At 69.1% G+C, this 23,355-nt stretch carries 26 protein-coding genes and 2 pseudogenes; 15 read left to right on the top strand and 13 right to left on the bottom strand.

Annotated elements, in window-relative coordinates; translation table 11 throughout:
• Positions 1 to 49: 49 nt before the first annotated feature.
• From ACW17Z_RS06155 to mnmH, 3 genes are all read right to left on the bottom strand, one after another.
• Positions 50 to 790 carry a DUF1353 domain-containing protein gene (locus ACW17Z_RS06155; RefSeq protein WP_419318057.1) on the bottom strand — a complete coding sequence of 247 codons (741 nt, stop codon included), beginning with the start codon at positions 788 to 790 and terminating at the stop codon, positions 50 to 52.
• A gap of 102 nt (positions 791 to 892) precedes the next feature.
• Complete coding sequence (locus ACW17Z_RS06150; protein WP_419318056.1) at positions 893 to 1,345, bottom strand: MaoC family dehydratase; 453 nt, start codon at positions 1,343 to 1,345, stop codon at positions 893 to 895.
• A gap of 153 nt (positions 1,346 to 1,498) precedes the next feature.
• The gene (gene mnmH, locus ACW17Z_RS06145) at positions 1,499 to 2,566 is read right to left on the bottom strand and encodes a tRNA 2-selenouridine(34) synthase MnmH (protein ID WP_492058007.1); all 1,068 of its coding nucleotides are present in this window, start codon (positions 2,564 to 2,566) and stop codon (positions 1,499 to 1,501) included.
• A 157-nt stretch (positions 2,567 to 2,723) separates the two neighbouring features.
• Between mnmH and selD the strand changes: the two genes are divergently transcribed.
• The gene (gene selD, locus ACW17Z_RS06140; protein WP_492058006.1) at positions 2,724 to 3,791 is read left to right on the top strand and encodes a selenide, water dikinase SelD; all 1,068 of its coding nucleotides are present in this window, start codon (positions 2,724 to 2,726) and stop codon (positions 3,789 to 3,791) included.
• Here selD and ACW17Z_RS06135 read toward each other — a convergent pair.
• Positions 3,784 to 6,318, bottom strand: coding sequence for a cation-translocating P-type ATPase (locus tag ACW17Z_RS06135; protein ID WP_492058005.1), 2,535 nt, complete (start codon positions 6,316 to 6,318; stop codon positions 3,784 to 3,786). The two genes, selD and ACW17Z_RS06135, sit on opposite strands and share 8 nt — an antisense overlap.
• Positions 6,319 to 6,598: 280 nt before the next feature.
• Positions 6,599 to 6,730: a hypothetical protein gene (locus tag ACW17Z_RS06130; RefSeq protein WP_419252164.1), complete on the bottom strand. Its 132-nt coding sequence runs from the start codon at positions 6,728 to 6,730 to the stop codon at positions 6,599 to 6,601.
• A gap of 263 nt (positions 6,731 to 6,993) precedes the next feature.
• On the opposite strand from ACW17Z_RS06130, the gene ACW17Z_RS06125 reads away from it, so the two are divergent.
• Positions 6,994 to 7,491, top strand: a complete 498-nt coding sequence (locus tag ACW17Z_RS06125) for an FKBP-type peptidyl-prolyl cis-trans isomerase (RefSeq protein ID WP_492058004.1) — start codon at positions 6,994 to 6,996, stop codon at positions 7,489 to 7,491.
• A gap of 134 nt (positions 7,492 to 7,625) precedes the next feature.
• Here the strand turns inward: ACW17Z_RS06125 and rutA are convergent, their stop codons facing one another.
• The 6 genes from rutA to pbpC form a co-directional block, all read right to left on the bottom strand.
• Positions 7,626 to 8,687, bottom strand: coding sequence for a pyrimidine utilization protein A (gene rutA / locus ACW17Z_RS06120; protein WP_492058003.1), 1,062 nt, complete (start codon positions 8,685 to 8,687; stop codon positions 7,626 to 7,628).
• Between the two features lie 169 nt (positions 8,688 to 8,856).
• Entirely contained in the window at positions 8,857 to 9,660 is an 804-nt protein-coding gene (gene rutD / locus ACW17Z_RS06115; RefSeq protein ID WP_492058002.1) for a pyrimidine utilization protein D, read from the bottom strand.
• A 5-nt stretch (positions 9,661 to 9,665) separates the two neighbouring features.
• Positions 9,666 to 10,055: a pyrimidine utilization protein C gene (rutC, locus tag ACW17Z_RS06110; protein WP_492058001.1), complete on the bottom strand. Its 390-nt coding sequence runs from the start codon at positions 10,053 to 10,055 to the stop codon at positions 9,666 to 9,668.
• Positions 10,056 to 10,215: 160 nt separating this feature from the next.
• Positions 10,216 to 10,956, bottom strand: a complete 741-nt coding sequence (gene rutB, locus ACW17Z_RS06105) for a pyrimidine utilization protein B (RefSeq protein WP_419318041.1) — start codon at positions 10,954 to 10,956, stop codon at positions 10,216 to 10,218.
• 146 nt (positions 10,957 to 11,102) lie between these two features.
• Complete coding sequence (locus tag ACW17Z_RS06100) at positions 11,103 to 11,870, bottom strand: SDR family NAD(P)-dependent oxidoreductase (protein ID WP_492058000.1); 768 nt, start codon at positions 11,868 to 11,870, stop codon at positions 11,103 to 11,105.
• 81 nt (positions 11,871 to 11,951) lie between these two features.
• Positions 11,952 to 14,108 (bottom strand): multimodular transpeptidase-transglycosylase PbpC, encoded by a 2,157-nt coding sequence (pbpC, locus tag ACW17Z_RS06095; protein ID WP_492057999.1) that lies wholly within the window; start codon positions 14,106 to 14,108, stop codon positions 11,952 to 11,954.
• A 54-nt stretch (positions 14,109 to 14,162) separates the two neighbouring features.
• Between pbpC and ACW17Z_RS06090 the strand changes: the two genes are divergently transcribed.
• The 3 genes from ACW17Z_RS06090 (at position 14,163) to ACW17Z_RS06080 (ending at position 16,757) form a co-directional block, all read left to right on the top strand.
• A complete protein-coding gene (locus tag ACW17Z_RS06090; RefSeq protein WP_492057998.1) occupies positions 14,163 to 14,651 on the top strand; it encodes a YcgN family cysteine cluster protein in 489 nt (162 codons plus the stop codon).
• Between the two features lie 557 nt (positions 14,652 to 15,208).
• Positions 15,209 to 15,589, top strand: a complete 381-nt coding sequence (locus ACW17Z_RS06085; RefSeq protein WP_492057997.1) for a hypothetical protein — start codon at positions 15,209 to 15,211, stop codon at positions 15,587 to 15,589.
• Between the two features lie 52 nt (positions 15,590 to 15,641).
• A complete protein-coding gene (locus ACW17Z_RS06080) occupies positions 15,642 to 16,757 on the top strand; it encodes a DNA-packaging protein (RefSeq protein ID WP_492057996.1) in 1,116 nt (371 codons plus the stop codon).
• 68 nt (positions 16,758 to 16,825) lie between these two features.
• On the opposite strand, the gene ACW17Z_RS06075 is transcribed toward ACW17Z_RS06080, so the two are convergent.
• Positions 16,826 to 17,209, bottom strand: a complete 384-nt coding sequence (locus tag ACW17Z_RS06075; protein WP_492057995.1) for an endonuclease domain-containing protein — start codon at positions 17,207 to 17,209, stop codon at positions 16,826 to 16,828.
• A gap of 147 nt (positions 17,210 to 17,356) precedes the next feature.
• On the opposite strand from ACW17Z_RS06075, the pseudogene ACW17Z_RS06070 reads away from it, so the two are divergent.
• The 7 genes and pseudogenes from ACW17Z_RS06070 to ACW17Z_RS06040 form a co-directional block, all read left to right on the top strand.
• Positions 17,357 to 18,560, top strand: a pseudogene (locus ACW17Z_RS06070) (phage portal protein); the annotation flags it as partial.
• A gap of 148 nt (positions 18,561 to 18,708) precedes the next feature.
• Complete coding sequence (locus tag ACW17Z_RS06065) at positions 18,709 to 18,954, top strand: hypothetical protein (RefSeq protein WP_492057994.1); 246 nt, start codon at positions 18,709 to 18,711, stop codon at positions 18,952 to 18,954.
• Positions 18,951 to 19,370, top strand: a complete 420-nt coding sequence (locus ACW17Z_RS06060) for an HK97 family phage prohead protease (RefSeq protein WP_492057993.1) — start codon at positions 18,951 to 18,953, stop codon at positions 19,368 to 19,370. Before ACW17Z_RS06065 ends, ACW17Z_RS06060 begins: the two co-directional genes overlap by 4 nt.
• A gap of 174 nt (positions 19,371 to 19,544) precedes the next feature.
• Positions 19,545 to 20,765, top strand: a complete 1,221-nt coding sequence (locus ACW17Z_RS06055) for a phage major capsid protein (protein WP_492057992.1) — start codon at positions 19,545 to 19,547, stop codon at positions 20,763 to 20,765.
• A 144-nt stretch (positions 20,766 to 20,909) separates the two neighbouring features.
• Entirely contained in the window at positions 20,910 to 21,179 is a 270-nt protein-coding gene (locus tag ACW17Z_RS06050) for a head-tail connector protein (protein WP_492057991.1), read from the top strand.
• The gene (locus ACW17Z_RS06045; RefSeq protein WP_419318016.1) at positions 21,176 to 21,565 is read left to right on the top strand and encodes a DUF3168 domain-containing protein; all 390 of its coding nucleotides are present in this window, start codon (positions 21,176 to 21,178) and stop codon (positions 21,563 to 21,565) included. The genes ACW17Z_RS06050 and ACW17Z_RS06045 overlap by 4 nt, the downstream gene beginning before the upstream one ends.
• A 151-nt stretch (positions 21,566 to 21,716) precedes the next feature.
• Positions 21,717 to 22,133: a phage major tail protein, TP901-1 family gene (locus ACW17Z_RS06040; RefSeq protein ID WP_419252147.1), complete on the top strand. Its 417-nt coding sequence runs from the start codon at positions 21,717 to 21,719 to the stop codon at positions 22,131 to 22,133.
• Positions 22,134 to 22,153: 20 nt separating this feature from the next.
• On the opposite strand, the pseudogene ACW17Z_RS06035 reads toward ACW17Z_RS06040, so the two are convergent.
• Positions 22,154 to 22,274: pseudogene (locus ACW17Z_RS06035) on the bottom strand (hypothetical protein); the annotation flags it as partial.
• Between the two features lie 28 nt (positions 22,275 to 22,302).
• On the opposite strand from ACW17Z_RS06035, the gene ACW17Z_RS06030 reads away from it, so the two are divergent.
• From ACW17Z_RS06030 to ACW17Z_RS06020, 3 genes are read left to right on the top strand one after another with little or no spacing between them, the layout of a single operon-like run.
• On the top strand, positions 22,303 to 22,578 hold the full coding sequence (locus ACW17Z_RS06030) for a GTA-gp10 family protein (protein ID WP_492057990.1): 276 nt from the start codon (positions 22,303 to 22,305) through the stop codon (positions 22,576 to 22,578).
• On the top strand, positions 22,575 to 22,757 hold the full coding sequence (locus ACW17Z_RS06025; protein WP_492057989.1) for a phage tail assembly chaperone: 183 nt from the start codon (positions 22,575 to 22,577) through the stop codon (positions 22,755 to 22,757). Before ACW17Z_RS06030 ends, ACW17Z_RS06025 begins: the two co-directional genes overlap by 4 nt.
• The gene (locus ACW17Z_RS06020) at positions 22,754 to 23,263 is read left to right on the top strand and encodes a phage tail tape measure protein (RefSeq protein ID WP_492057988.1); all 510 of its coding nucleotides are present in this window, start codon (positions 22,754 to 22,756) and stop codon (positions 23,261 to 23,263) included. Before ACW17Z_RS06025 ends, ACW17Z_RS06020 begins: the two co-directional genes overlap by 4 nt.
• Positions 23,264 to 23,355 lie beyond the last annotated feature (92 nt).

Here is a 23,355-nt window from a genome sequence, read left to right as displayed (position 1 = left end):
CGTGAATTAAAGGCTGCTTCGGGTTTAAACCCAAGGTCGCCGACCGGCGTTATTTCTTCTTGTCGCCGCCCCAGGGCAGGTTCTGCTTGACCTGATCCAGAGGCGTCTTGGTCACCACGACAGGCGGCGGGATATAGACGGTGGGCGCCTTGATCGGATAGGCGCGCCAGCCGGACTGGATCAGGGGGCCAAAGCCCACGCAGCGCGGCATGATCCTGACCGCGCCGGTGCGCGGCCTGGGGAAGGGCGGCGGCTGGCGCAGTTCCTGGCGCTTGGGATCGATGAACCACCAGTCGCCGGGCAGGCCATAGCCCTTCTCGCCGCCGGCCCGCACGGCCTGATAGGCGATGTTGGCCTGGAAGGGCGTGACGCCATAGCGCAGCATGGCGCGGTGGAAGATGGCGTCGGCCTCTTCGCGCTTGCCCGGCTCGCCCACGGCGTACAGCCAGTCATGGACGATGGCGGCGCGGGCGGTCGGACCCTGCGGATCGACAAAGCCCTGGCCGTACCAGGGCACGCTGGCGAAGTCGGTGACGTACCAGCGCGGCACGACGATGACCTTGCCGGTCTCGACGTCGCAATAGGGGAACTCGGCGTCCAGGGTGAACAGCTTGCGGCCGGCCTTGGTCTGGTTGAACAGCACCACCGGCTGCGGCGTCAGCGAGCTGGGCGGGGTGGGCGCGACCACGGGGATATAGACCGTCTGGTGGGTTTCCGTCGCGCAGCCGGCGAGGATCGAGGCCGCCAGCAGGGCGGAGGCGGCGAGAAGGGCGGTTCTGATCGGGCGCAAGGCGGTCTTCGGCTAGTGCGGAACGAGAGCGGGGCTATAGCACCGTTTCCGTGTCGCTTTCGAGGCGGCATGAGCCCGCAGCGACCAGGTCAGGCCTTGTGATCAGGCCTTGGGCGGGCGGCGCCGGCGGGGCACGCGGACAGTGGCCTCGCCATCCATGATCAGGTCATCGCCGACATAGGCCGCGCAGCGCAGCACGACGCGTGCGCTGGCCTCGTCGATGGCCGAGACCGTGACCCGGGCCGTCACGACGTCGCCGATGCGCACCGGCCGGTGGAACGCCAGGGTCTGGCCCAGATAGATCGCGCCGGCGCCTGGCAGGATGGTGCCGACCACGGCCGAGCCGAACGAGGCCGACAGCAGGCCATGGGCGATGCGCCCGCGATAGGCGGTCCGAGACGCGAAGGCCTCGTCCATGTGCACGGGATTGAAGTCGTCCGAGGCCTCGGCAAACCGCTGGATGCGCTCTTCGGTGACGGTCACGAGCTTCTCGGCGACCATCCCGACGACAAGCTCTTCCAGGATATAGCCGCCGGAGAGGTGAGGTTGGATCATACCGGCCGGTTAGCGGTGATGTGGCCTCGTGACCAGCGAAAATGCGTGCTGACGGCCGCAAGGCGCGGCGCTGACCCCGCTTCGGCATCCCGGACGCGCCCTGCCTGTCAGCCGTGCGGACCTACGGCTGGGCGAGGAAACCGCGCGATGGGATCAGCGCCTGGACGCCGCGATCGCCTCTAGGATCCTGGTCGCGGCGAGATCCAGCGTGGCGGGGTCCAGACGGTCCAGGGCGATGCTGGCCAGGGTCGGCTGATCGGACTTTCGCCGCTCCCGCGCATAGGCCAGGTCGTAGTGGGCGGCCATCAGGGCTTCGGCCAAATCGGTGAAGGCGCCCTGGTCCACCATTTCGCGCCAGGCTGTCAGCCGCCTCAGGCTGGGATGGATCGGCAGACGTTCCAGGATCGCCAGCAGGGCCTCGCGCCGGGCGGTGATGTCACCATAGGTCTCGACCAGATAGCGGGCGCGTTCCGGCAGGGGGGCGGTGACCTCGATGCGCGGCGCCTTGCGCATGGCCGCCCACAGCATCGGCGGCAGGACCCGGTTGCCGATCTTGCTCGACTCCGCCTCCACCACCACCGGGCGGGTCGGATCCAGCGCGTCGAACGCTGCGAGCAGCTGGCTCTCGAAGCCCTTCTGGTCGGGCTGGGGCTGTCCCGACAGGGCGCCGAACAGCGAGCCGCGGTGGCAGGCCAGGCCCTCCAGGTCGACGACCTGAACGCCGCGCTGCGCCAGGGCGGCGAGGATCGCGGTCTTGGCCGAGCCCGTGTCGCCATCCAGCAGGATCAGGTCCAGATCGCAGGGCGCGTCATACAGCCGGGCCTGAACCCAGCGGCGATAGGTCCGGTATCCGCCGTCCAGCACGGCGGTCTGCCAGCCCACCCGCTGCAGGATGGTGGCCATGGCGTTGGACCTCTGGCCGCCGCGCCAGCAATAGACCAGAGGCCTGAAGCCCTCGGGCTGGTCGGCCAGCGTGGTTTCCAGGTGATGGGCGATATTGCGGGCCACATGGGCCGCGCCGATGCGGTTGGCGCGCAGCCGCGACTCCTGGACATAGATCGTCCCCACCTCGGCGCGCTGGGCGTCATCGAGCACCGGCAGGTTTATCGCTCCGGGCAGGTGATCCTGGGCGAATTCGCCGGGGCTGCGCACATCGATGATCTGGTCGAAGGCCGCCAGGGCGGCGGGGTCGGCGGATGTCAGGACCTGAAGCGGCTTCATGTCCGCTCGGGGTTTCGCCACAGGTCGGTCGTCATGCTGCCGGATCTCGCCATCGCCGCTTTTCGTGGTCGCGACTATGCGCGAGGCGTCGGGGAATCGTAAGGTCCCCCGAGCAGACTCGCCCCGAGGATGGGGGCGATCGTCCAGGAGCCACCCGTTGCCAGAACCCGTGTCCGACCCCGTTCGACTGACCTCGCTGGCCCATGGCGGCGGATGCGGCTGCAAGCTGTCTCCGGCGGTGCTGCGCGAGATCCTGGCCCAGTCTCCAGCCGCCGGGATGTTTCCCAACCTGATGGTCGGGACCGAGACCTCGGACGACGCCGCCGTCTGGCGGCTGAACGACCAGCAGGCCCTGGTGGCCACCACCGACTTCTTCATGCCCGTGGTCGACGATCCCCATGACTTTGGCCGCATCGCCGCGACCAACGCCCTGTCGGACGTCTACGCCATGGGGGCCACGCCGATCTTCGCCCTGGCCATCGTCGGCATGCCGATCGACAGGCTTTCGACCGAGACCATCGGCGCGATCCTGGCCGGCGGGGCCTCGGTCTGCGCGGCGGCGGGCGTGCCGATCGCCGGAGGGCACTCGATCGACAGCGTCGAGCCGATCTATGGCCTGGTCGCCCTGGGCCTGGTCCATCCCGATCGCGTGCTGTCAAACCGGGGCGCGCGGGCCGGCGACGTGCTGATCCTGACCAAGGCCTTGGGCGTGGGCGTGCTGAGCGCGGCGTTCAAGCAACAGCGCCTTTCCGACGAGGGCTACCGCGCCCTGATCGCCACCACCACCCAGCTCAACACGGTCGGGGCTGGGCTGGGCGAGGTGGCAGGCGTCCATGCCGTCACCGATGTCACGGGCTTTGGCCTGCTGGGTCACCTGCTGGAAATGTGCCGGGGCGCCGGGCTGGCCGCAGAGCTGGACGCCGACGCGCCCGTTCTGCTGCCGCAGGTCGCCGCCCTGGCCCAGGCCGGGGTGCGCACCGGGGCGGCGGTGCGCAACTGGGCCAGCTATGGCGCGGCGGTTGAGATGCCCGCCGGCGCGCCAGACTGGCGCCGCGATCTGCTGGCTGACCCGCAGACCAGCGGCGGCCTGCTGATCGCCGTGGCGCCGGAGGCCGCCGACGCGGTCCTGCGCAAGGTGCTGGACGCGGGGTTCGCCGCCGGCCGGGTGGTTGGGCGGATGACCGCCGGAACGCCGCAGGTGAGGGTGCGGGGCGGCCTCAGCTGACCCCGGCGGCGGGCGCCGGGCGGCGACCCAGCTTGCGGGCCAGTCCGAACCAGCCGCCGCTGATCAGGGCGACCAGCAGGGCGCTGGCCAGCAGGCCGGGCGTCGGCGGCGCGACCTTGAAAATGGTGTCCAGGGCCGGCACGGCGAAGATCAGGGCCAGCACCCCGGACGCCGCCGAAGCGATGATCCAGTAGATTCGCCGATGCGGCGCGAACAGGCGGCCGCCGGTCGAGGAGGCGTCGGCCAGGGCCAGGATCAGGTTGCCGGCCACCAGGGTCAGGAAGGCCGCGCCCCGGGCCTGATTTTCCGGATGATGGTCCAGCGCCCACAGATAGATCCCCAGGACCCCGGCCAGCACGCCGGCCCCCTGCAGTAGGGCCAGGCCCAGCTGGCGGGGTCCAAACAGCGGCTCTTCAGGGCGTCTGGGCGGGTGCTTCATCGCTTCGGCGCCGCCCGGCTCAGCCTCGAACACCATCGCGCAGACCGGATCGATCACCAGTTCCAGAAACACCACGTGCATCGGATACAGCAGGGGCGGCAGGCCCATGACGATCGGGATCAGCGCCACCCCGGCGATCGGCACGTGGATGGCGGTGATATAGACCAGCGCCTTGCGCAGGTTGTTGAAGATCCGTCGTCCCAGCCGCACGCCGCCCACGATCGAGGCGAAGCTGTCGTCGAGAATGACCAGATCGGCGGCCTCGCGCGCAACGTCCGTGCCCTTCTGCCCCATGGCGATGCCGATATGCGCCGCCTCCAGGGCCGGGGCGTCATTGACCCCGTCGCCGGTCATGGCCACCACCTGGCCATCCGCTTTCAGGGCCTGGACGATGCGCAGCTTCTGCTCGGGGATGATGCGGGCGAAGATCCGCGTCTGGCGAAGACGTTCGGCGAGGGCAGGGTCGTCGAGCGCGGCAAGCTCGTCGCCCAGCAGGACCCCGCCGGAGGTGTCCAGACCCGCGGCCTCGGCGATGGCCAGGGCGGTCGCGGGGTGATCACCCGTGATCATGAGCACCGAAATGCCCGCCTCCCGCGCCTGTTTCAGCGCCGCCGGGACATCGGGGCGGATGGGGTCGAGGAAACCGATCAGCCCCGCGAACGCGAACGGCGCGTCCTCCGGATCGTCGGGAAAGGCCGTCTGGGTCTGGCAGGTCGCCACGCCCAGTACGCGCAGGCCCTGGACGGCGAGGTGCTCGACCACGCCCGTCAGGCGGACCACCTCATCATCGGCCAGGCCGCACAGCCGGAAGATCGCCTCCGGCGCGCCCTTGGCGGCGGCGCGCCACCGATCCCCGGGGCCGCGCCAGGCCTGGATCATCGCCATCATCTCGGCGCGCAGGGGCCAGGTCCGCTCCGGTTCGGCCGGGGTGTCGGGTGAGGGGGACTGCGAGGGCCCCAGTAGCGCCCGCACAGCCTTGTCCATCGGGTCGACCGGATGGACGGCGCAGGCCAGTCCGGCGGCCTGCAGCAGGGTCAGCGCCGCCCCGGCAGGCGGTGCGTCCCCTTCGATCAGGTGGTCTTCGCCCTGAGTCCACAGGCGGGCCACGCGCATGCGGTTCTCGGTCAGGGTGCCGGTCTTGTCGACGCACAGGAACGAGGCGCCGCCCAGGGCCTCGATCACCGCGCTACGCCGCACCAGCACCTTGTGCCGGGCCAGGCGTCCGGCCCCCAGGGCCAGGAAGACGGCCAGCACCATGGGAAACTCTTCGGGGATCAGGGCGATGGCGACCGTGATGCCGGCCAGAACGCCGCCCACCCAGTCCTGGCGCAGCAGCCCATAGGCCACCGCCACGACGACGCAGAAGGCGATGGCGAACACGCCAAGGAGGGCCACCAGCCGTCCCGCCGTCTTCTGCAGCGGGGTGGGCTCCTGCACGATGGCCGCCAGTGAGACGCCGATCTTGCCCAGCGCCGTGCGGGGGCCGGTCCTGGCGATCCGCGCCACGGCCTGGCCGCGAACCACCAGCGTGCCCGAGAACAGATAGGGGCCAGTCTCGGCGCCGGGCTGGGTCTCGGCGTCGGCGGCTTCGCCCTCCGCCAGGGGGCGCTTCGAGACCGGGGCGGATTCGCCGGTCAGCGCCGACTCATCGACGCTCAGCACGTCGCCGGCCACCAGGGCGCCGTCGGCGGGCAGGCGTTCGCCCTCGCCGACCAGCACGATGTCGCCGGGAACCAGATCGCGCGCGGCCAGCCGGACCTCGACCCCGTCGCGCATCACCCGGGCCTGGGGCTGGGACAGGTCGCGCAGGGCCGACAGCGCGTTCTCGCTTCGGGTCTCCTGCAGGACGACCAGTCCGATGGTGGCGATCGCCCCGGCCATCAGGAACAGGCCTTCGCCCAGGTCGCCCAGCACCAGATAGAGGCCCGCCGCCCCGATCAGCAGCAGGAACATCGGCTCGCGCAGGGTCTCCAGCACGATCCTGGCCAGGCCACGGCCCGAGGCCTGGGGCAGGGCGTTGGGGCCGACCTCAGCCAGCCGTTGGCCAGCCTGCGCCGTTGTCAGTCCGCTGAGGTCATCACGCGCCATGGGGCGTCCCGGTTGCTCCAGAGGTCGAACTGGACCCTGTTACAACGCGTCGAACCTGACCTTGCGCCAGATCATCTTTGCAAAGGCCAGGACCGGCCGCCCGGTCCGGGGCTGAGGCCGGCCTGTGCGCCGCCTGCCGTCGCTGCCTGGGCCCTTCAGTCTCGTCCGGTGCGCTTGGCGACGGGGAGCAGCGCTCAGCCGCCCTTGTCCTGCCGCGTGCGACAGGGGAGGAGTGCGGCGTCTGCCACACAGCGAGATATCGAGGGTTTAGGTTGAGCCGCTAGATGGGCAGCTGAGAAACGCCGCCGATCATGACCGCGCCGATCACCACCCAGCCGGCGGCCAGGGCGAACATCGGATAGCGTTGCCACCAGTGGCGTTGGGCGGCGCAGGCGCCGGTGTGTCTGGGCATGTCGTACCTCCCTCTCTTGCCGAATGGCTTTTGAAGAGGGCAACCGTGGCCTAAAAAACATCTTAATGCTTGGTTAATAGCGGTCACAATCTCGACAAGTGGCCGTGAAAGGCTGTCGGACTTGTTCAGCGAACTCGCCTGATCAATGAAAACTTTGATCAAGTTATTGATTTTTATAGACTTTGCCTTGCGTGAAAAGGTTGCGTCGCCGGGGAAAGCCCCTAGTCTGCCGTTCCAAAAAAGATTCTTGGTCAGGACCCCGAATGCTTCGTTTTGCCTGTTTGACCCTTGGTTTGACTCTGGCCGTGGGCGGAATGGCCTGCGCCCAGACGCTCGCGGCCGCGCCGCCGGCCAGCGCGACGGCCGCCCAGACGGCCGGTCAGGCCTTCCTGGCGACCAACGCCAAGGCGCCCGGCGTGGTCGTTCTGCCGTCGGGCCTGCAGTACAAGATCCTAACCTCGGGCCCCAAAACCGGCCCATCGCCCAAGACCGGCGACATCATCAAGGTGCATTACGAAGGCAAGCTGCTGGACGGCACGGTGTTCGACAGCTCGTTTGAGCGCAAGCAGTCGGCGATCATGCCGCTGGACGGTCTGGTCCAGGCCTGGCTGGAAGCCCTGCCGATGATGAAGGTCGGCGACGAGTGGGTGCTCTATGTGCCGCCCGAGCTGGGCTATGGCGACCGCGATGTCGGGCCGATCCCGGCCGGCAGCGTGATGACGTTCCGACTGCAGCTGCTGGGCATGCTGGCGGTGGATTGATCGAGGGCGGAGGGGGCGACCACTTGCCCCCTCCGCGCCTTCGGCGCTCCTCCCCCGGAGGGGGAAGATGATCTCATCCGCCCCCTACGGGGGCGGACGGCCGCGCAGAGGCCAGGTGGGGGCGAGTGTCCCGGCTAAACTTTCCTCGACGTCATCAGCGGCTGGATCTTCGTCCCGAAGTTCTCCACCCCCTCGACGAAATCATCGAAGGTCAGCAGCACCCCGGCCGTGCCCGGCACCGCCGCCACCTCGTCCAGCATCCGCGCCACGCTCTCATAGGACCCCACCAGGGTGCCCATGTTGAGGTTCACGGCCGACTCCGGGGCCGCCAGCTGGGCGGTGTTGGTGGTCGCGCCGGCCGCCGCATTGGGGGCCGCCTGCTGGGTCAGCCAGGCCAGGGCCTCCTGGTCGGCGCCGTCGCGATAGAGCTGCCATTTCGCCATGGCCTTCTCATCGGTCTCGTCGGCGATGATCATGAACAGGATGAAGCTGGCCACGTCGCGGCCGGTCTTGTCGGCGGCGGCCTTCAGGCGGTCATTGACCGAGCCGAAGGCGGTGGGCGTGTTGGTGCCCTTGCCCAGGGCAAAGCTGTAGTCGGCATATTGCGCCGTGAAGGCCAGGCCCTCGTTCGATGAGCCGGCGCAGATCAGCTTGGTTTCCTTGGGGTGAGGGCTGACCCGGCAGTCGTCCATCTGGAAGTACTTGCCCTTGAAGTCCGAGACGCCGGTCTCCAGCAGATCCTTCAGCACGGTCGTGTATTCGGCCAGGTAGTTGTAGCGGTCGGTATAGTGCGCCTCGCCTGGCCACAGGCCCATCTGGCTGTATTCGGCCTTCTGCCAGCCGGTCACCAGGTTCAGGCCAAACCGCCCCGGGGCGATGGAGTCGATGGTCGAGGCCATCCGCGCTGCGATGGCCGGCGGGATGGTCAGGGTGGCGACGGTGGCGAAGATCTTGATCTTCGACGTCACGGCCGCCAGGCCCGCCATCAGGGTAAAGCTCTCGAGATTGTGCTCCCAGAACTGCGTCTTGCCCCCGAACCCGCGCAGCTTGATCATCGAGAGCGCGAAGTCGAAACCATAGGTCTCGGCCTTCTGGACGATGGTCTTGTTCAGCTCAAAGCTGGGCATGTACTGCGGCGAGGTCTCCGAGATGAGCCAGCCGTTGTTGCCGATGGGAATGAAGACGCCGACCTGCATGGGGGTGTGTCCTGTTTAGGTTCTCTAAATCCGCTCTCCCCGGCGAAGGCCGGGGCCCAGATTCATCCTGAGTGTTTGGGGTGTTCGCGCTTTCCGACCGATCAGCTTCTGAAGCGCCGCGGGTTCGATCTGGGCCCCGGCCTTCGCCGGGGAGAGCGAAGAAAAGTGATCATTCGTCCCCCTCCAGAAAGCCCAGCAAGGCCGCATTGAACGTCTCCGGATCGGTCACCGTGAACCCGTGCCCGCCCCAGGGCGCGACCTCCAGCTGGGCGTTGGGCAGGCCCTCGGCCAGGCGCATGGAGCAGCCGACCGGAACCAGCATGTCATCGGCGCTGGCGCTGACCAGCACGGGGTGGAGGATCTCGCCCAGCCGGTCGTCGATGTCGAACGCCAGCAGGGCCTGGATGCGGGCCAGCACCACGTCCCTGGGCGGGAAGCTGGCGACGTGGTGCGGCTCCTCGGCCTGCAGCCGCTCATGGTTCTCCGACAGCCAACTGGCCGGATAGAGGAAGATCGGCTGGGCGTGGACATAGGCCTGGACGCCGCTGTCGTTCAGCAGGTGGATGCGGGTGTCGAAACAGCGCTGGATATGCGGATCGGGTCGCGACCAGCCATTGACCACCGCCAGCTTGGCCAGCCGATCGGGGTGCGACAGCGCCAGGGCTAGCCCCGCATTGCCGCCGGCCGCGTGACCCACGACATGGGTGCGGGCCAGGCCCAGGGCGTCCATCACCTTGACGATGTCGTCGGCCATGGCCTGCACCGAGTGCGGCTGGGTCAGCTCCCGCACGCTGCGGCCCGTGCCCCGGTGGTCGTAGAGGACGACTGGATACTTCGCCGTCAGGGCCGCCATCTGCGGCGCCCAGAAGGCCCCGGAGCCACCCAGGCCCGAGGACAGCAGCACGGCCGTGCGCCCGGCCACGGGGCCGCCGTGCAGTTCATAGTGCAGGCCGTCGACGGTTCCTGAGGTCATGCGGCTTAGCGCTTGCCGATGTGGGCGACGCTGGCGATCTCGACCAGGAAATCGGACCGCACCAGGCCGCACTGGATGCAGTAGCGGGCCGGTTTCTCGCCGGGGAAGTACTCGGCATAGACCTTGTTGATGGTCTGATAGTCGGCCCAGTCCTTGAGGAAGATGTGGTTCATGGTCACGTCCTCCATCGTGCCGCCGGCGGTCTCGATGACCGACTTGATGGTCTCCAGCACCTGCCGGGTCTGGGCCTCGGCGTCGCCGACATGGGCGACATTGTTGTCCTTGTCGAAGGCCAGGGTGCCCGAGACATAGACGACGCCGTCGGCCAGGGTTCCGGGCGAGAAGGGGGCGATGGGCGTGCCCGTGCCGGGCGGGATGATGACGGTCTTGGGCATTTTTCTTGTCCTCTAGCTCTCTAAACCCGCTCTTCCCGGCGAATGCCGGGACCCAGATTCATCCTGGGCCTTTGGGGTGTTCGCGCCTTGCGGCCTGTCCGTCGTTTCAAGCTCTCGTGGGTTCGATCTGGGCCCCGGCCTTCGCCGGGGAGAGCGGAGGTTATGCGGACGGCGCCAACTGTCCGAACGCCCCCTTGAAATCCGCCGTCGTCGAGACCCACCCGAAGAAGGTCTCGATATTGAACAGCGCCGCCTTCTGCACGAAGTCGGGGCCCGCCTGGTGGGTGGCGTCCTCCAGCACCGTGCCGAAATATTCCAGCATGAAGCCGTCCCTCAGGGTCGACTCCACGCACACGTTGGTCGCGATGCCGACGAACACCAGATGCCGGATGCCGCGCGCCCGCAGCACGCTGTCCAGCTGGCTGTTGAAGAAGCCGCTGTAGCGGGTCTTGTGCAGGCGGATGTCGCCGGGTTCGGGCGTCAGGGCGTCGACCAGCTCATAGTCCCACTGGCCGCGCGCCAGCAGCTTGCCCTGCAGCTCGGGCCGGGCGCGCATGGTCTTTAAGGCATTGGACTTCCACCAGTTGGGCGAGCCGGGGCCGCCGGCCTCAACATACTGGTCGTCCCAGCCGTTCTGGAAATAGATCACCTGCATGCCGGCCGCGCGGGCCACCGGCAGGACGCCCTGGATCTGCGTGATCACGGCCGCCGCGCCGCTGATGTCGAACCCGGCCAGGTCCAGATAGCCGCCGGGCGAGGCATAGGCGTTCTGCATGTCGATGACGATCACGGCGGTGGTCCTGGGATCCACCGGGATCGGTTCGGGCCGGGCCGGCAGCATGATCGCGCCCTGCGAGAAGGCGGTGATCCGTGCGCCGGCCTTGTCGGGATCAGAAGCCATGCCATACCATTCTGAGGGCGCGAGGCGCGCGACGATCGGGCCGTCGATGACGACGACCCGCGCCCGGTTCGTCAAGCCCGTCCAGGGCCTTTAGCGGTCATGATGATCCGATCCGGTCGAAACCTGATCGAACCCCCGGCAGGGCGCTACAGCGACTGGCCGTCATCCACCGTGAACACCCCGCCGGTGATCGTGGCGGAGGCGTCGGCGCACAGGTGCAGGGCCATGGGCGCCAGGTCGCTCTCGGCCATCAGGCGCTTGCGCGGGAAGCCGGCGATCAGCTTCTGGCCGCCCTCCTGGTCGAACCAGTCGCTGTTGAGCTCGGTGCGGATATAGCCTGGGCACAGGACGTTGACATTGATGCCCTTGCGCGCCCACTCGCGGGCTAGGCTCTTGCCCATCATCGCCGTGCCGGCCTTGGACGTGCAATAGGCCGTCAGGCCCGGCAACACCTTGTGCGCCCCGATCGAAGCGACCAGCAGCACCCGGCCGCGCCCGCTGTCCGCAGAGCCCGCCGCGATCATCCGCCGGGCGCCTTCACGGGCGGTCAGGAACATGCCGCGGGTATTGACCGCCAGCACCTTGTCGAAGTCGTCGATGGCGATATCGAGGGCCGAACCCTGCATGCTGATCCCGGCATTGGCGATCACGGAATCGACGATCCCCAGCTCCGCCTCGACGGCGTCATAGGCGGCGATCACCGAGGCCTCGTCCTCGACATCCATGGCCACGGCCAGGGCCTGGCCGCCGGCCGCCTGGATCTGGTCGACCAGGTCCGCCAGACGGTCGGTGCGCCGAGCCGCCAGGGCCACCTTCGCGCCGGCCCGCGCAGCCGCCAGGGCCAGATGGGCGCCGATGCCCGATGAGGCGCCGGTCACCAGCACGGTGCGGCCGGCAAGGGTCTGGTCGGTCATGGTCTGGTCTCCCCAAGGTCACCGGGGGAAGGTGGCGGCGGCAGGGCTGGATGTCGAGGGCGCCGTTGCGTCGACCGGGCTCTAGTAAGGCAGATCCTCGGGTCCCGGCTGCGTCGGCTCGGCGGGCGGATTGGCCACCGCGTCCAGCTCCGCCGCGACCCGGCCAAACTCCGCCGCCAGGGTCTCGTAGTAGCCGTTGCGCGGGTCAGGCTCGCTCTCCGGGGTCGGATCGGGCAACAGCCACGGGAAGTCGCGCACGGCAAGGTTCTGGTGGGCGGTCATCATGAACCGCCGCCAGATGCTGGCCGGAATATCGCCGCCGACCACCTTGTTCATCGGCTTGTCGTTGTCATTGCCCACCCAGACGCCGGTGACATAGTCGGGGGTGAAGCCCACGAACCAGGCGTCTCGCCAGTTCTGGCTGGTGCCGGTCTTGCCGGCCGCCGGACGGCCGAAGGCGGCGCGTTTGGCGGTGCCTTCGGTGACGACCTTTTTCATCATCTTGACCATCATCGAGGCCCGGGCGAGGTCATAGACGGCCAGCGGCGTCGGCTGGGGCTGACGGGCGAAAACCGGAGCCCCGCCCTGGGTGACGATGCTCTCGATCACATAGGGCTCAAGCCGGTTGCCGCCCTGCTGGAACACCTGGAAAGCCGAGGTCAGCTGCAGCAGGCTGACTTCATACGAGCCCAGCGCCACCGACAGGTCGGGGCTGGGCGGCAGGGTGGTGATGCCAAAGCGCCGGACCAGTTCGCCGATCGCCGGACCGCCGGCTTCCTGGCCCAGTTTCACGGCGATGGTGTTGGTGGAATTGACCAGGGCCTGTTCCACAGTCATCGGACCGCGATAGCCGCCGGCATAGTTTTCCGGCGCCCAGTCGCCAAACTTCACCGGGGCGTCGACGCGGATATCGGTGGGCAAAACCCCCTTGTCGAGGGCGGCGGCATAGATGAACGGCTTGAAGGTCGAGCCCGGCTGGCGACGCGCCTGGACCGCCCGGTTGAAGGGGCTCTCGATATAGTCGGTCCCGCCGACCATGGCCCGGATGGCGCCGTCGGCCGACAGCGACAGCAGGGCCGCCTGTCCGGCCCCGGCCCGCTCGCCGTCAAAGGCGATGGCCTGGCGCACGGTCTCCGAACCCAGCTTCTGCAGCAGGGGGTCGATGGTCAGGCGAACCACCAGATCGGGCGCGTTCTGGCCGGCGATGCGCACGGCCTCGCTGGTGGCGTAGTCCAGAACCCAGCCGTAATTGCCCTCGTCCTGCACGGCAAGCGGCGACAGGCGCGGGGTGTCATCCAGCGCCCGGCTTTCCTGCTCGGCGGTGATCCAGCCCTCCTTGCGCATATTGGCCAGGACCAGCCGCGAACGGGCCAGGGCCCCGCTCATGTCGCGGGTCAGGGCCAGGCGCGACGGCGCCTTGGGCAGGGAGGCGAGCAGGGCGGCTTCCGACAGGGTCAGCTGACTGGCCGGCTTGCCGAAATAGGTGCGGCTGGCTCCGTCGACGCCAAAGGTGTTGGCCCCGAAGAACACGCGGTTGAGGTACAGTTCCAGCACCTCGTCCTTGGTCAGCACCTTCTCCAGCTCGCGGGCCATGACCATTTCCTGCAGCTTGCGCTTGACCGTGCGGTCAGGCGTCAGGAACAGGCCCTTGGCCAGTTGCTGGCTGAGGGTGGAGGCGCCCTGGACCGTGCGGCCGGCCTTCCAGTTGACGAGCGCCGCCCGGCCGATGCCGCGCAGGTCGATCGGGCCGTGCTGGTAGAACCGGCGGTCCTCGGCGGCCATGAAGGCCAGGGGCACATAGTTGGGCACGGTGGCCAGGGTGATGCGCTGACCATAGCGCGGACCGCGCGTGGCGATCACCTGGCCGTTCTTGTCCTCAAAGCGGATGCCCGGGGCGCGGTTGACGGCGAACAGGGCCTCGCGGGTGGGCAGCTTTGGCGTGTCGCGCAGATACTTCCACCACACATAGCCGGCCCCGCCGGCCACGGTCAGAACGCCCAGCAGCACCCCGACCAGCAGGGTCTTCCAGACCCAGCCAAAGCGTTTGGCCTTTTTGCCGGCCTTGAGGTGGGCCAGATCGGCGCGGAAGGGTTCTTCGGGTTCGGGTTCGGGCGGCGGCTTGGGCGCGAACGGGTCTTCCGGCGGGGGAGGCGGAGGCGCGCCAAACGACACCTCCGGCTTCTGCGGCGGCTTGGAGCCTTCTTCGAAACGGTACGGGGGAAGCGTCCAGTCGTTCACGGTTTCGATACGGCCCTGTTTGGTCTCAGCCTAAATTCGGTTTAGGACGCGCGCATGATGGTGCGCAAACCTTTCTGGGAGACGAAGTCCCTCCAGCAGATGACCGTCCCCGAGTGGGAGAGTCTATGCGACGGCTGCGGTCTTTGCTGCCTGGTTCGCTTCGAAGACGAAGATTCCGGCGAGGTCATTCCCACCCGCGTGCACTGCCAGCTGTTCGACGAGCACAAATGCAGCTGCAAGGACTACGCAAACCGCCGCAAGACGGTGCCCGACTGCATCAAGCTGACCCCCTACAATATCGAGGAGCTGGAGTGGATGCCCCCCTCCTGCGCCTATCGCCGCCTGCACGAGGGCAAGACCCTGCCCGACTGGCATCCGCTGGTCACCGGTGACCCCGACAGCACCCACAAGCAGGGCATCTCGGTGCGCGACCAGACCGTCAGCGAGCTGTCGTTCGAGCACCCCGAGGACGCCATGGACTTCGTGGCCACCGACCTGATGGTCGATCGCGGGGACGAGTATTACGAGCCGGAAGAGGGGTAGGGGGCGGCTGATACTGGCCCCCTCCTGACCTGCTTCGCAGGTCGTCCTCCCCCGTAGGGGGAAGATGAGGTCGGCGCGTTTCATCTTCCCCCTCCGGGGGAAGACGGCTGCGTAGCAGCCCGTAGGGGGCAAGTCGGCCGCACTCGAAAGTTATCCACAGGCTCTCTAGCCTTTTAGACACCCCAGCTCATGGGCCGCATCTGGTGTGGGGCGAGTCCAATATACCTGTCCGTCATTCCCGCCCTTGTGGCGGGAACCCCTCTGTCCGCCGCAGGTGCGGGAGAGGCGAAGTGCGCGCGCACTTCGCTGGCGCTTCACGGTTCAGCTGAACCAGGGGTTCCCGCCACAAGGGCGGGAATGACGATCAGTTTGGCCCGACCACGGGGATAGGCTGCCCTCCATCCTCTGCGTTCAGCGAATCGAATCCAGCGAAATCAATGCTTTGAAACTTTCTCGCACCTCTGGATCAGAGGCGCCCGCTGGTCCCGTATCTTTGTGTCATGGCCCAAAGAAGCGAGAGAGTTCGGGAGTGGGGCGAGATGCACCAGGACCGGCTCATGAAGGAAATGGACAGCGAGTGGGAGATCACCAGGGCTGCGACCGAGGTCCCAGTCGCCGTGCTGTCCAAGCGCAAGGCGGAGACCTATGGCGTGCACGCCCGCACCACGCGGTCGATCATGGTGATGATCCCTGAAGACAAGCCCGTCGCCCGAAAACCCCCAAAGCCGGAGCCGGAACCCGCGCCTGAAGAAGAGGCCCCGATGCATGACGATATTCCCGATGATCCGGCCGAGCTTCAGGCCGCTCTTGTCGCCAAGATCAGCGGCGTTGCTGACCTTATCGAGCTCAAGCGCCGCGAGGGATGCGACTATCATCGAGGCTATCGCGACCCTAGGCCACGAGGACCGGCAGGCGGTCCTCAGCGCCTGTCTGGCTAGGGCGTCGCCGCATCAGCAGCAGCCCGAACACACCGACTGGTCCGCGTGGCTGATGCTGGGCGGACGCGGGGCGGGCAAGACCTTCGCCGGCGCCCGCTGGATGGTCTGGCAGGCTCTGGCCTATCCCAGTCTGGCCCTGGTCGGCGCCACCCTGCACGATGTGCGCGAGGTGATGGTCGACGGACCCTCGGGTCTGCGGGCCATGAGCGGTCCGGCTTTTGCGCCCCGGTGGGAAACCTCCCGCAAGCGACTGATCTGGCCCAACGGCGCCGTCGCCTACGCCTTCTCGGCCGAAGATCCCGACAGCCTGCGCGGCCCGCAGTTCCACGCCGCCTGGGCCGACGAGTTCTGCGCCTGGCCCAAGCCGGCCGAAACCCTGGCCATGTTGCGGTTTGGCCTGCGGCTGGGGGATGATCCCCGGCTGGTGGTCACCACCACGCCCCGGCCGATCCGCGCGCTCAAGACCCTGATCGCCGAACCCGGCGTCGCGGTCACCCGGGCCGGCACGGCGGCCAATGCCGACAACCTGGCGCCGGCGTTTCTCTCTACCCTGGAGGCGCTCTATGGCGGCACCCGGCTGGCGGCCCAGGAGCTGGACGGCGTCATCGTCGAGGACGAGGGCGGCCTGTTTCGCGCCGAGGACCTGGCGCGCTGCCGGGGCGCCGCGCCGCCGGCCTTCGACCGGGTGGTGGTGGCGGTTGATCCGCCGGCCACGGCCACGGGCGACGCCTGCGGCATTGTCGTGGTCGGCAAGCTGGACGGCCGGGCTTTCGTGCTGGCCGACCGCTCGGCCAAGGGCCTGTCGCCCAATGGCTGGGCCCGACGGGCGGTGGCGGCCGCCCGCGAGTTCGGCGCCCACGCCCTGGTGGCCGAGGCCAATCAGGGCGGCGACATGGTCCGCGCGGTGCTGGTCCAGGCCGACCCGCCCTGCGCGGTGAAACTGGTCCGCGCCTCGCTGGGCAAACGCGCCCGCGCCGAACCGGTGGCGGCCCTGTACGAGCAGGGTCGGGTGATCCACTGCGGCGCCTTTCCGGCGCTGGAGGAGGAGCTCATGGCGCTGGGGACGGGCGATCTGGGGCACAGTCCGGACCGGGCGGATGCGCTGGTCTGGGCGGTGAGTGAGTTGATGCTGGGAGTGGGTAGGGCGCCGAGGTTGCGGGCGCTGTGACACTTGCCCCCTCCTGGCTGCTGCGCAGCCGTCCTCCCCCGTAGGGGGAAGACGAGATCATCTTCCCCCTACGGGGGAGGAGCGCGCCAGCGCGGAGGGGGCAAGTGATCCAGATGCCCCCTGATCCTCTCAAGCACCCCGTCCACCGACGCCATCACATCGTGGGCCGGAATTCGCAGTGTTCTGATCCCCTGACCGAGCAACCAACGATCGCGCTCGGCGTCGCGCGCTGGCCGCCCGTCAATACAGTGGAAGTAGCTGTCGATTTCTACGGCCAGCCGGCCTGACGCACAGAAAAAGTCCAGCACATACGGTCCGACCGGGTGCTGACGTCTGAACTTGAAGCCCTCCAGCCCGCCGCTTCGCAAGGCGAACCACAGTGTGACCTCGGGTGGTGTCATCGCCTTACGGAGCCGGCGTGCGTTGGCGACGGTGGGCTTGGGCTGGGGCATTGGACGTTCTTTCCCGGTTCTCCACTTGCCCCCTACGGACCGCTTCGCGGTCATCTTCCCCCGGAGGGGGAAGATGAGATCGCCGCCCTTCATCTTCCCCCTCCGGGGGAAGACGGCCGCAGGCCAGTAGGGGGCAAGTGACGATAAACAACCCTAACATGTTCACTATTCGTTCTCAACCGCGAGCCCCCCCATGCCCCTGTTCCGAAAACCCCGCCCACCCCAGTCCGAGCGAGAGGTCAAAGACTCCCGCGCCGCCCGCCTGATCGCCCTGACCACCGGCGGTCGCCCGCAGTGGACGCCGCGCGACTATGCGGCCCTGGCCAGCGAAGGCTTCGCCAAGAACCCCGTCGTCTATCGCTGTGTGCGGATGATCGCCGAGGCCGCCGCCGCCACGCCGCTGATCGTGTTCCACGGCGGCCAGCGCTCCCCCGACCACCCGCTGCAAAAGCTGCTGAAGACGCCCAATCCCGAACAAGGCGGCCCCGATCTGATGGAGGCGTTCTTCGGCAACCTGCAGACGGCCGGCAACGCCTATCTGGAAGCGGCCGGGGAGGGCGAGGCGCCGGGCGAGCTCTATGCCCTGCGTCCCGATCGCATGACCCTGGCGCCCGGCCCGCGCGGCTGGCCGCTGGCCTATGACTACCAGGCCGGCGGCCGCACGGCCCGGATCGGACGTGACGCCGACGGCTGGCTGCCGGTGCTGCACCTGAAGCTGTTCAACCCCACCAGCGACCACTACGGCCTGTCGCCGCTGGAGGCGGCGGCCTTCGCCATCGATGTGCACAACGCCTCCAGCGCCTGGAACAAGGCCCTGTTGGACAACAGTGCCAGGCCGTCCGGGGCGCTGGTCTATTCCAACCGAGAGGCGGGCGACCGGCTCTCCGACGAGCAGTTCGACCGCCTGAAGGCCGAGCTGTCCTCGGTCCACTCGGGCGCCGCCAACGCCGGCCGGCCGCTACTGCTGGAAGGCGGCCTCGACTGGCGGGCCATGTCGCTGACCCCGGCCGAGATGGACTTCACCGACGGCAAGCACGCCGCCGCCCGCGAGATCGCCCTGGCCTTCGGGGTGCCGCCCCAGCTGCTGGGCATCCCCGGCGACGCCACCTACGCCAACTATCGCGAGGCCAACGCCGCCCTCTGGCGCCACACGGTGGTGCCGCTGGTCGAGCGGGCGGCGCGGGCGATGACGGCCTGGCTGGCGGTCAAGTTCCCCGATGCCCGGATCGCGCCGGACCTCGACGCCGTGCCCGCCCTGTCCGCCGAACGTGACGCCCTGTGGGCCCGGCTCGACGCCGCCAGCTTCCTGACGCCGGAGGAGCGGAGAAGGCTGGCGGGGTTGGACGGCTGACTCAGCAGGGCCCCCTCCTGACCTGCTGCGCAGGTCGTCCTCCCCCTTTCAGGGGGAAGATGAGGTGGGCCCGTTTCATCTTCCCCCTCCGGGGGAAGACGGTCGCGAAGCGACCCGTAGGGGGCAAGTCCCCAAAAGGACCCAGAAAATGACCACCCCCAACCGCTGGCGGCTGGACCGCCAGATTTCGGTCGCCCTGATCGTGGCCGTCGCCCTGCAGGCCGCCGCCGCCCTGATGTGGGCCGGACGCGCCTCGGCCCGGATCGACGAGATGCAGAGCCGCCTCAACGCCCAGGCCCCCGTCGCCGAGCGCCTGGCCCGGCTGGAGGAACAGGCGACCGCCGCCCGCGCGTCGCTGGCCCGCATCGAAACCCGGCTGGAGCGCGACCGATGAGCGACGCGCTGAAGATCGAGGGTTACGCCTCGCTGTTCTGGACCCGCGACCTCAATGACGACGTCACCGCCGCCGGGGCCTTCGCCGAGAGCCTGGCCGCGAGCGGCGCGGCGGGCGTCAAGATGCTGCACCAGCACGACGACGCCGAGCCGATCGGCGTCTGGGACGAGATCACCGAGGACGCCAAGGGGCTGTTCGTCCGTGGCCGCATTCTGCGCGCGACGCCGCGCGGCCGGCTGGTCGCGGCGCTGGTCGAGGCCGGCGCGCTGGACGGCCTGTCCATCGGCTTTCGGCAGGTGAAGGCGCGGCAGGAAGGGCGCCTGCGGGTGCTGGGGCGGGTGGAGCTGTGGGAGGTGTCGGTGGTGACCTTTCCGATGCTGCCCGGCGCCAGGCTGACCGTGGCCGGCGCCGATTGAACTCCCTTCCCCCTTCGATGGGGGAAGGGCGGGGATGGGGGTGACAGCGCGTCAGGACGAGCCCGTCCGGCGCCGCCCCTCCGTCCCACCCCCGGAGTGACCGGCCACCGCCGCAGTCACCCCCATCCCAAACCCTTCCCCCATCAAGGGTGAAGGGCTTTTTCGGAGAACTCCATGAAAGAGACCAAACACGCCCCGGCCTCGCCGGGCGCGATGATGCATGAGGTGCTGGCCGCGTTCGAGGCCTTCAAGGCCGCCAACGATCAGCGTCTGGCCGCCATCGAGACCAAGCGGGCCGACGTGCTGCTGGAGGAAAAGGTCAGCCGCATCGACGAGGCCGTCTCCCGCGCTCAGGATCGCCTGGACCGCGTGCTGGCCGACAGCCGGCGGCCTTCACTGGCCGGTGACCCGCCGCTGGCGCGGGTCGACGAGCGCAAGGCCGCCTTCGACCGCTACATCAAGACCGGCGAGACCCCGGCTCTGCTGCTGGAGGCCAAGGGCCTGTCGGAAGGCGTGGCCACGGCCGGCGGCTATGTGGCCCCGCCGGAGCTGGAGCGCTCGATCCTGCGTCGCCTGGCGGCCACCAGCCCGATGCGCGAGATCTGCCAGGTGCGCACCATCGGCGCGGGCGTGTTCCGCAAGCCGGTGTCGCCCGCCGGCCTGGCCGCCGCCTGGGTGGCCGAGACCGCGGCCCGGCCCGAGACCACGGCGCCCACGCTCGACATCATCGATTTCCCGGCCGGCGAACTCTATGCCAGCCCGGCCGCGACCCAGGCCCTGCTGGACGACGCCTATGTCAGCATCGACGAGTGGCTGGCCGAAGAGGTGCAGGACGCCTTCGCCGCCCAAGAGACCACGGCCTTCATCAGCGGCGACGGGGTCAACAAGCCCAAGGGCCTGCTGGCCTATACCGCCGCGCCGGACGCGTCCTACACCTGGGGTCAGATGGGCTATCTGGCCACCGGCGTCGCCGGCGGCTTCGCGGCCGCCAATCCGACCGACAAGCTGATCGACCTGATCTACGCGACCAAGGCCCAGTACCGCCAGAACGGCCGCTTCGTGATGAACCGCCGCACGGTCAGCGTGGTGCGCAAGTTCAAAGACGCCCAAGGCAACTACATCTGGAACGCGGCCCTGCAGCCGGGCCAGTCGGCCAGCTTGCTCGGCTATCCGGTGACCGAGATCGAGGCCATGCCCGATGTCGCGGCGGGCAGCCTGTCGCTGGCCTTTGGCGACTTCGAGAAGGGCTATCTGATCACCGACCGCGCCGGCGTGCGCGTGCTGCGCGACCCCTATTCGGCCAAGCCGCACGTGCTGTTCTACACCACCAAGCGCGTCGGCGGCGGGGTGCAGAACTTCGATGCGGTCAAGCTGCTGAAGTTCGCGGTTTCTTAGAACCGACCACTTGCCCCCACCGGGCTGCTGCGCAGCCGTCCGCCCCCGTAGGGGGCGGATGATCTCATCTTCCCCCTCCGGGGGAAGACGATCGCGAAGCGATCCGTAGGGGGGTAAGTCCCCCAATCCGAAAGCCCCCCCCCCATGCCCCAATCCCTCACCCTGGCCGAGGCCCGGGCGTTTCTGCGCGCGTCCGACGCCTCGGAGGACGCCACGATCAGCCTGCTGATCGACGCCGCCGAGGCCCGCGTCGCGGCGGCCACCGGCCTGACCCTGACGCCCGCCAGCCCCGCGCCCCTGCGCCTGGCGATCCTGACCCTGGTCTCCCACGCCTATGCCAACCGCGAAACCGGCGAGCCCTCGCTGGCCCTGGTCGAGCCGTGGCTGGCCCCTTACCGAAAGGCTCGCCTGTGAGCGATCAAGCCCTGGCCGACGGCCTCGTCGCCGCCCTCAAGGCCGCGCCGGCCATCACCGCCATCCTGGGCCAGCGGATCTATGCCCGCGCCCCGCGCGTGCCGACCTATCCCTGCCTGGCCGTCAGCCGCACCGAGAGCCGCATCGTCGAGGGTGAGGTGGTCGAGCATCTGCTGACCCTGACCTGCGTCTCGAAATTCGGCGGGCCGGAGGAGGCGAGAGCCGTGGTCGCCGCCGTCCGCGCCGTGATCCACGACGCCCGTCCGACCATCGCCGGCCGCCGGCTGGTCAACCTCCGCGTCGCCTATGCCGACGTCTTCCCCGCCGCCGAGCGCGAGCTGACCCTGGGCATCGTGCGCGTGCGGGCGGTGACTGAACCCCTTTAGCGAACCGCCCACTCGCCCCCTCCTGACCGCTGCGCGGTCGTCCTCCCCCGGAGGGGGAAGACGAAGCGCGGCCCCCTCATCTTCCCCCTCCGGGGGAGGAGCGCGCAGCGCGGAGGGGGCAAGTCCACCATCCTGAAAACGGAGCCCACCCATGGCCGCTCAAGCCGGCAAGGATATCCTGCTGAAGATCAGCGACGGGGCGCCCACCCCGACCTTCGTCACCGTCGCGGGCCTGCGGGCCCGGACCATCAGCCTCAACGCCCGCAGCATCGACACCACCGACAGCGACAGCACCGGCCGCTGGCGCGAGCTGCTGGCCGGGGCGGGCGTGCGCTCCTGCGCCGTTTCGGGCGCGGGGGTGTTTCGCGACGCGGCGTCGGACGCCCAGGTGCGCCAGAGTTTCTTCGACCAGTCGGCGCGGACGTGGCGGCTGGTGATCCCCGACTTTGGCCAGCTGGAAGGGCCGTTCCTGGTCGCGGCCCTGGACTATGCCGGCGACCACGACGGCGAGGCGGCGTTCGCGCTGAGCCTGGCGTCGGCGGGGGCGGTGACGTTCACGGCGATTTAGAGCGGCCGTTGAAGCCCAAAAAACCTTGTCATCCCGGCCGGACCCCGGCGAAGGCCGGGGGGAGCGCCGGGACCCAGGGGCAGCCGCGATGCGCCGGCCCCTGGGTCCCGGATAGCCTCTGCGAGGCTTCCGGGATGACAAGAATTTTGAACATTTGAAGGAGCGTGGAATGCCACCCCCAAACCCCGCCCGAGGCGAAGTCGCCATCACCCTGGCCGGAACCCCGCGCCGCCTGTGCCTGACCCTCGGCGCCCTGGCCCGTATCGAAGGCGCGCTGAACCTCACCGACTGGCGCGAGCTGCCAGCCCGGATGGAGACCCTGTCGGCTTGTGAACTGCTGGCCGTGCTGGCCGCCCTGATCGAGGGCGAACCGGCCGATCTCTCCGCCGTGACGATCCCCGAAGCCGTCGCCGCCGTGGCCGCCACCCTGGCGGCTTCGGCATGACCAGCTGGCCCGACGCCCTGCGCCTGGCCGTCCGGCTGCATATCCCGCCGCAGGCCTTCTGGCGGCTGTCCCTGCGCGAGTGGCGGATGCTGACCGCGACGCCCGTCGCGCCGGTGCTGACCCGTCCGTCGCTGGACGCCCTGATCGCCCGCTTTCCCGATGAGGAGACCCCGCCATGAGCGGTTTCGACACCGACGGCCTGTCGTCCGTCCCCGCCCGCGCCGCCGAGGCGGCCGCCGCGCTGGAGGCCCTGAAGGCGCCGGCCCAGCGCGCCGCCTCGTCCATCGAGGAGGCCTTCGCCCGGGCCGGCTCCAGCCTGGCCAGGTCCCTGGCCAGCGCCGCCGCCGACGGCGAGATCTCGCTGGCTGAACTGGCCCGCGCGGTCATCGGCGCGGCGGGCGCGGCGATGAAGGGGGGCGGGTTGGCCGAAGCTGTGTCCGGTGTCTTTGCAGGCGCCCGGGCCGATGGCGGACCGGTCACGGCGGGCGGGGCCTATCTGGTCGGCGAGCGCGGGCCCGAGGTGTTTCGGCCGTCCGGCGCGGGGTCCGTCGAGCCGCTTGGAAGCGGCGGCGTGTCGGTGACGGTCAATGTGCAGGGCGGCGACGCGGCGGGTCTGGCGCGGTCGGATGCTCAGCTGGCCCAGGCCCTGGCGCGGGCGGTGAGTTTGGGGGCGAGGGGGCTGTAGTCCGTGGACTTGCCCCCTCCGCGTCTTCGACGCTCCTCCCCCGGAGGGGGAAGATGAGAGCGTCTTCCCCCTCCGGGGGAGGACGGCTGCGA

The organism is Caulobacter sp. GSs2, assembly GCF_058680895.1.
Note: the sequence above shows the minus strand (reverse complement) of the source record. Positions and strands in the feature narration are given on the sequence as shown.

Coding starts and splice junctions, on each gene's coding strand:
- ACW17Z_RS06150 (WP_419318056.1), bottom strand. CDS start 1,345: ATGATCCAACCTCACCTCTCCGGCGGCTATATCCTGGAAGAGCTTGTC.
- mnmH (WP_492058007.1), bottom strand. CDS start 2,566: ATGAAGCCGCTTCAGGTCCTGACATCCGCCGACCCCGCCGCCCTGGCG.
- ACW17Z_RS06135 (WP_492058005.1), bottom strand. CDS start 6,318: ATGGCGCGTGATGACCTCAGCGGACTGACAACGGCGCAGGCTGGCCAA.
- ACW17Z_RS06130 (WP_419252164.1), bottom strand. CDS start 6,730: ATGCCCAGACACACCGGCGCCTGCGCCGCCCAACGCCACTGGTGGCAA.
- ACW17Z_RS06125 (WP_492058004.1), top strand. CDS start 6,994: ATGCTTCGTTTTGCCTGTTTGACCCTTGGTTTGACTCTGGCCGTGGGC.
- rutA (WP_492058003.1), bottom strand. CDS start 8,687: ATGCAGGTCGGCGTCTTCATTCCCATCGGCAACAACGGCTGGCTCATC.
- rutD (WP_492058002.1), bottom strand. CDS start 9,660: ATGACCTCAGGAACCGTCGACGGCCTGCACTATGAACTGCACGGCGGC.
- rutC (WP_492058001.1), bottom strand. CDS start 10,055: ATGCCCAAGACCGTCATCATCCCGCCCGGCACGGGCACGCCCATCGCC.
- rutB (WP_419318041.1), bottom strand. CDS start 10,956: ATGGCTTCTGATCCCGACAAGGCCGGCGCACGGATCACCGCCTTCTCG.
- ACW17Z_RS06100 (WP_492058000.1), bottom strand. CDS start 11,870: ATGACCGACCAGACCCTTGCCGGCCGCACCGTGCTGGTGACCGGCGCC.
- ACW17Z_RS06090 (WP_492057998.1), top strand. CDS start 14,163: ATGATGGTGCGCAAACCTTTCTGGGAGACGAAGTCCCTCCAGCAGATG.
- ACW17Z_RS06085 (WP_492057997.1), top strand. CDS start 15,209: ATGAAGGAAATGGACAGCGAGTGGGAGATCACCAGGGCTGCGACCGAG.
- ACW17Z_RS06080 (WP_492057996.1), top strand. CDS start 15,642: ATGCTGGGCGGACGCGGGGCGGGCAAGACCTTCGCCGGCGCCCGCTGG.
- ACW17Z_RS06075 (WP_492057995.1), bottom strand. CDS start 17,209: ATGCCCCAGCCCAAGCCCACCGTCGCCAACGCACGCCGGCTCCGTAAG.
- ACW17Z_RS06065 (WP_492057994.1), top strand. CDS start 18,709: ATGACCACCCCCAACCGCTGGCGGCTGGACCGCCAGATTTCGGTCGCC.
- ACW17Z_RS06060 (WP_492057993.1), top strand. CDS start 18,951: ATGAGCGACGCGCTGAAGATCGAGGGTTACGCCTCGCTGTTCTGGACC.
- ACW17Z_RS06055 (WP_492057992.1), top strand. CDS start 19,545: ATGAAAGAGACCAAACACGCCCCGGCCTCGCCGGGCGCGATGATGCAT.
- ACW17Z_RS06050 (WP_492057991.1), top strand. CDS start 20,910: ATGCCCCAATCCCTCACCCTGGCCGAGGCCCGGGCGTTTCTGCGCGCG.
- ACW17Z_RS06040 (WP_419252147.1), top strand. CDS start 21,717: ATGGCCGCTCAAGCCGGCAAGGATATCCTGCTGAAGATCAGCGACGGG.
- ACW17Z_RS06030 (WP_492057990.1), top strand. CDS start 22,303: ATGCCACCCCCAAACCCCGCCCGAGGCGAAGTCGCCATCACCCTGGCC.
- ACW17Z_RS06025 (WP_492057989.1), top strand. CDS start 22,575: ATGACCAGCTGGCCCGACGCCCTGCGCCTGGCCGTCCGGCTGCATATC.
- ACW17Z_RS06020 (WP_492057988.1), top strand. CDS start 22,754: ATGAGCGGTTTCGACACCGACGGCCTGTCGTCCGTCCCCGCCCGCGCC.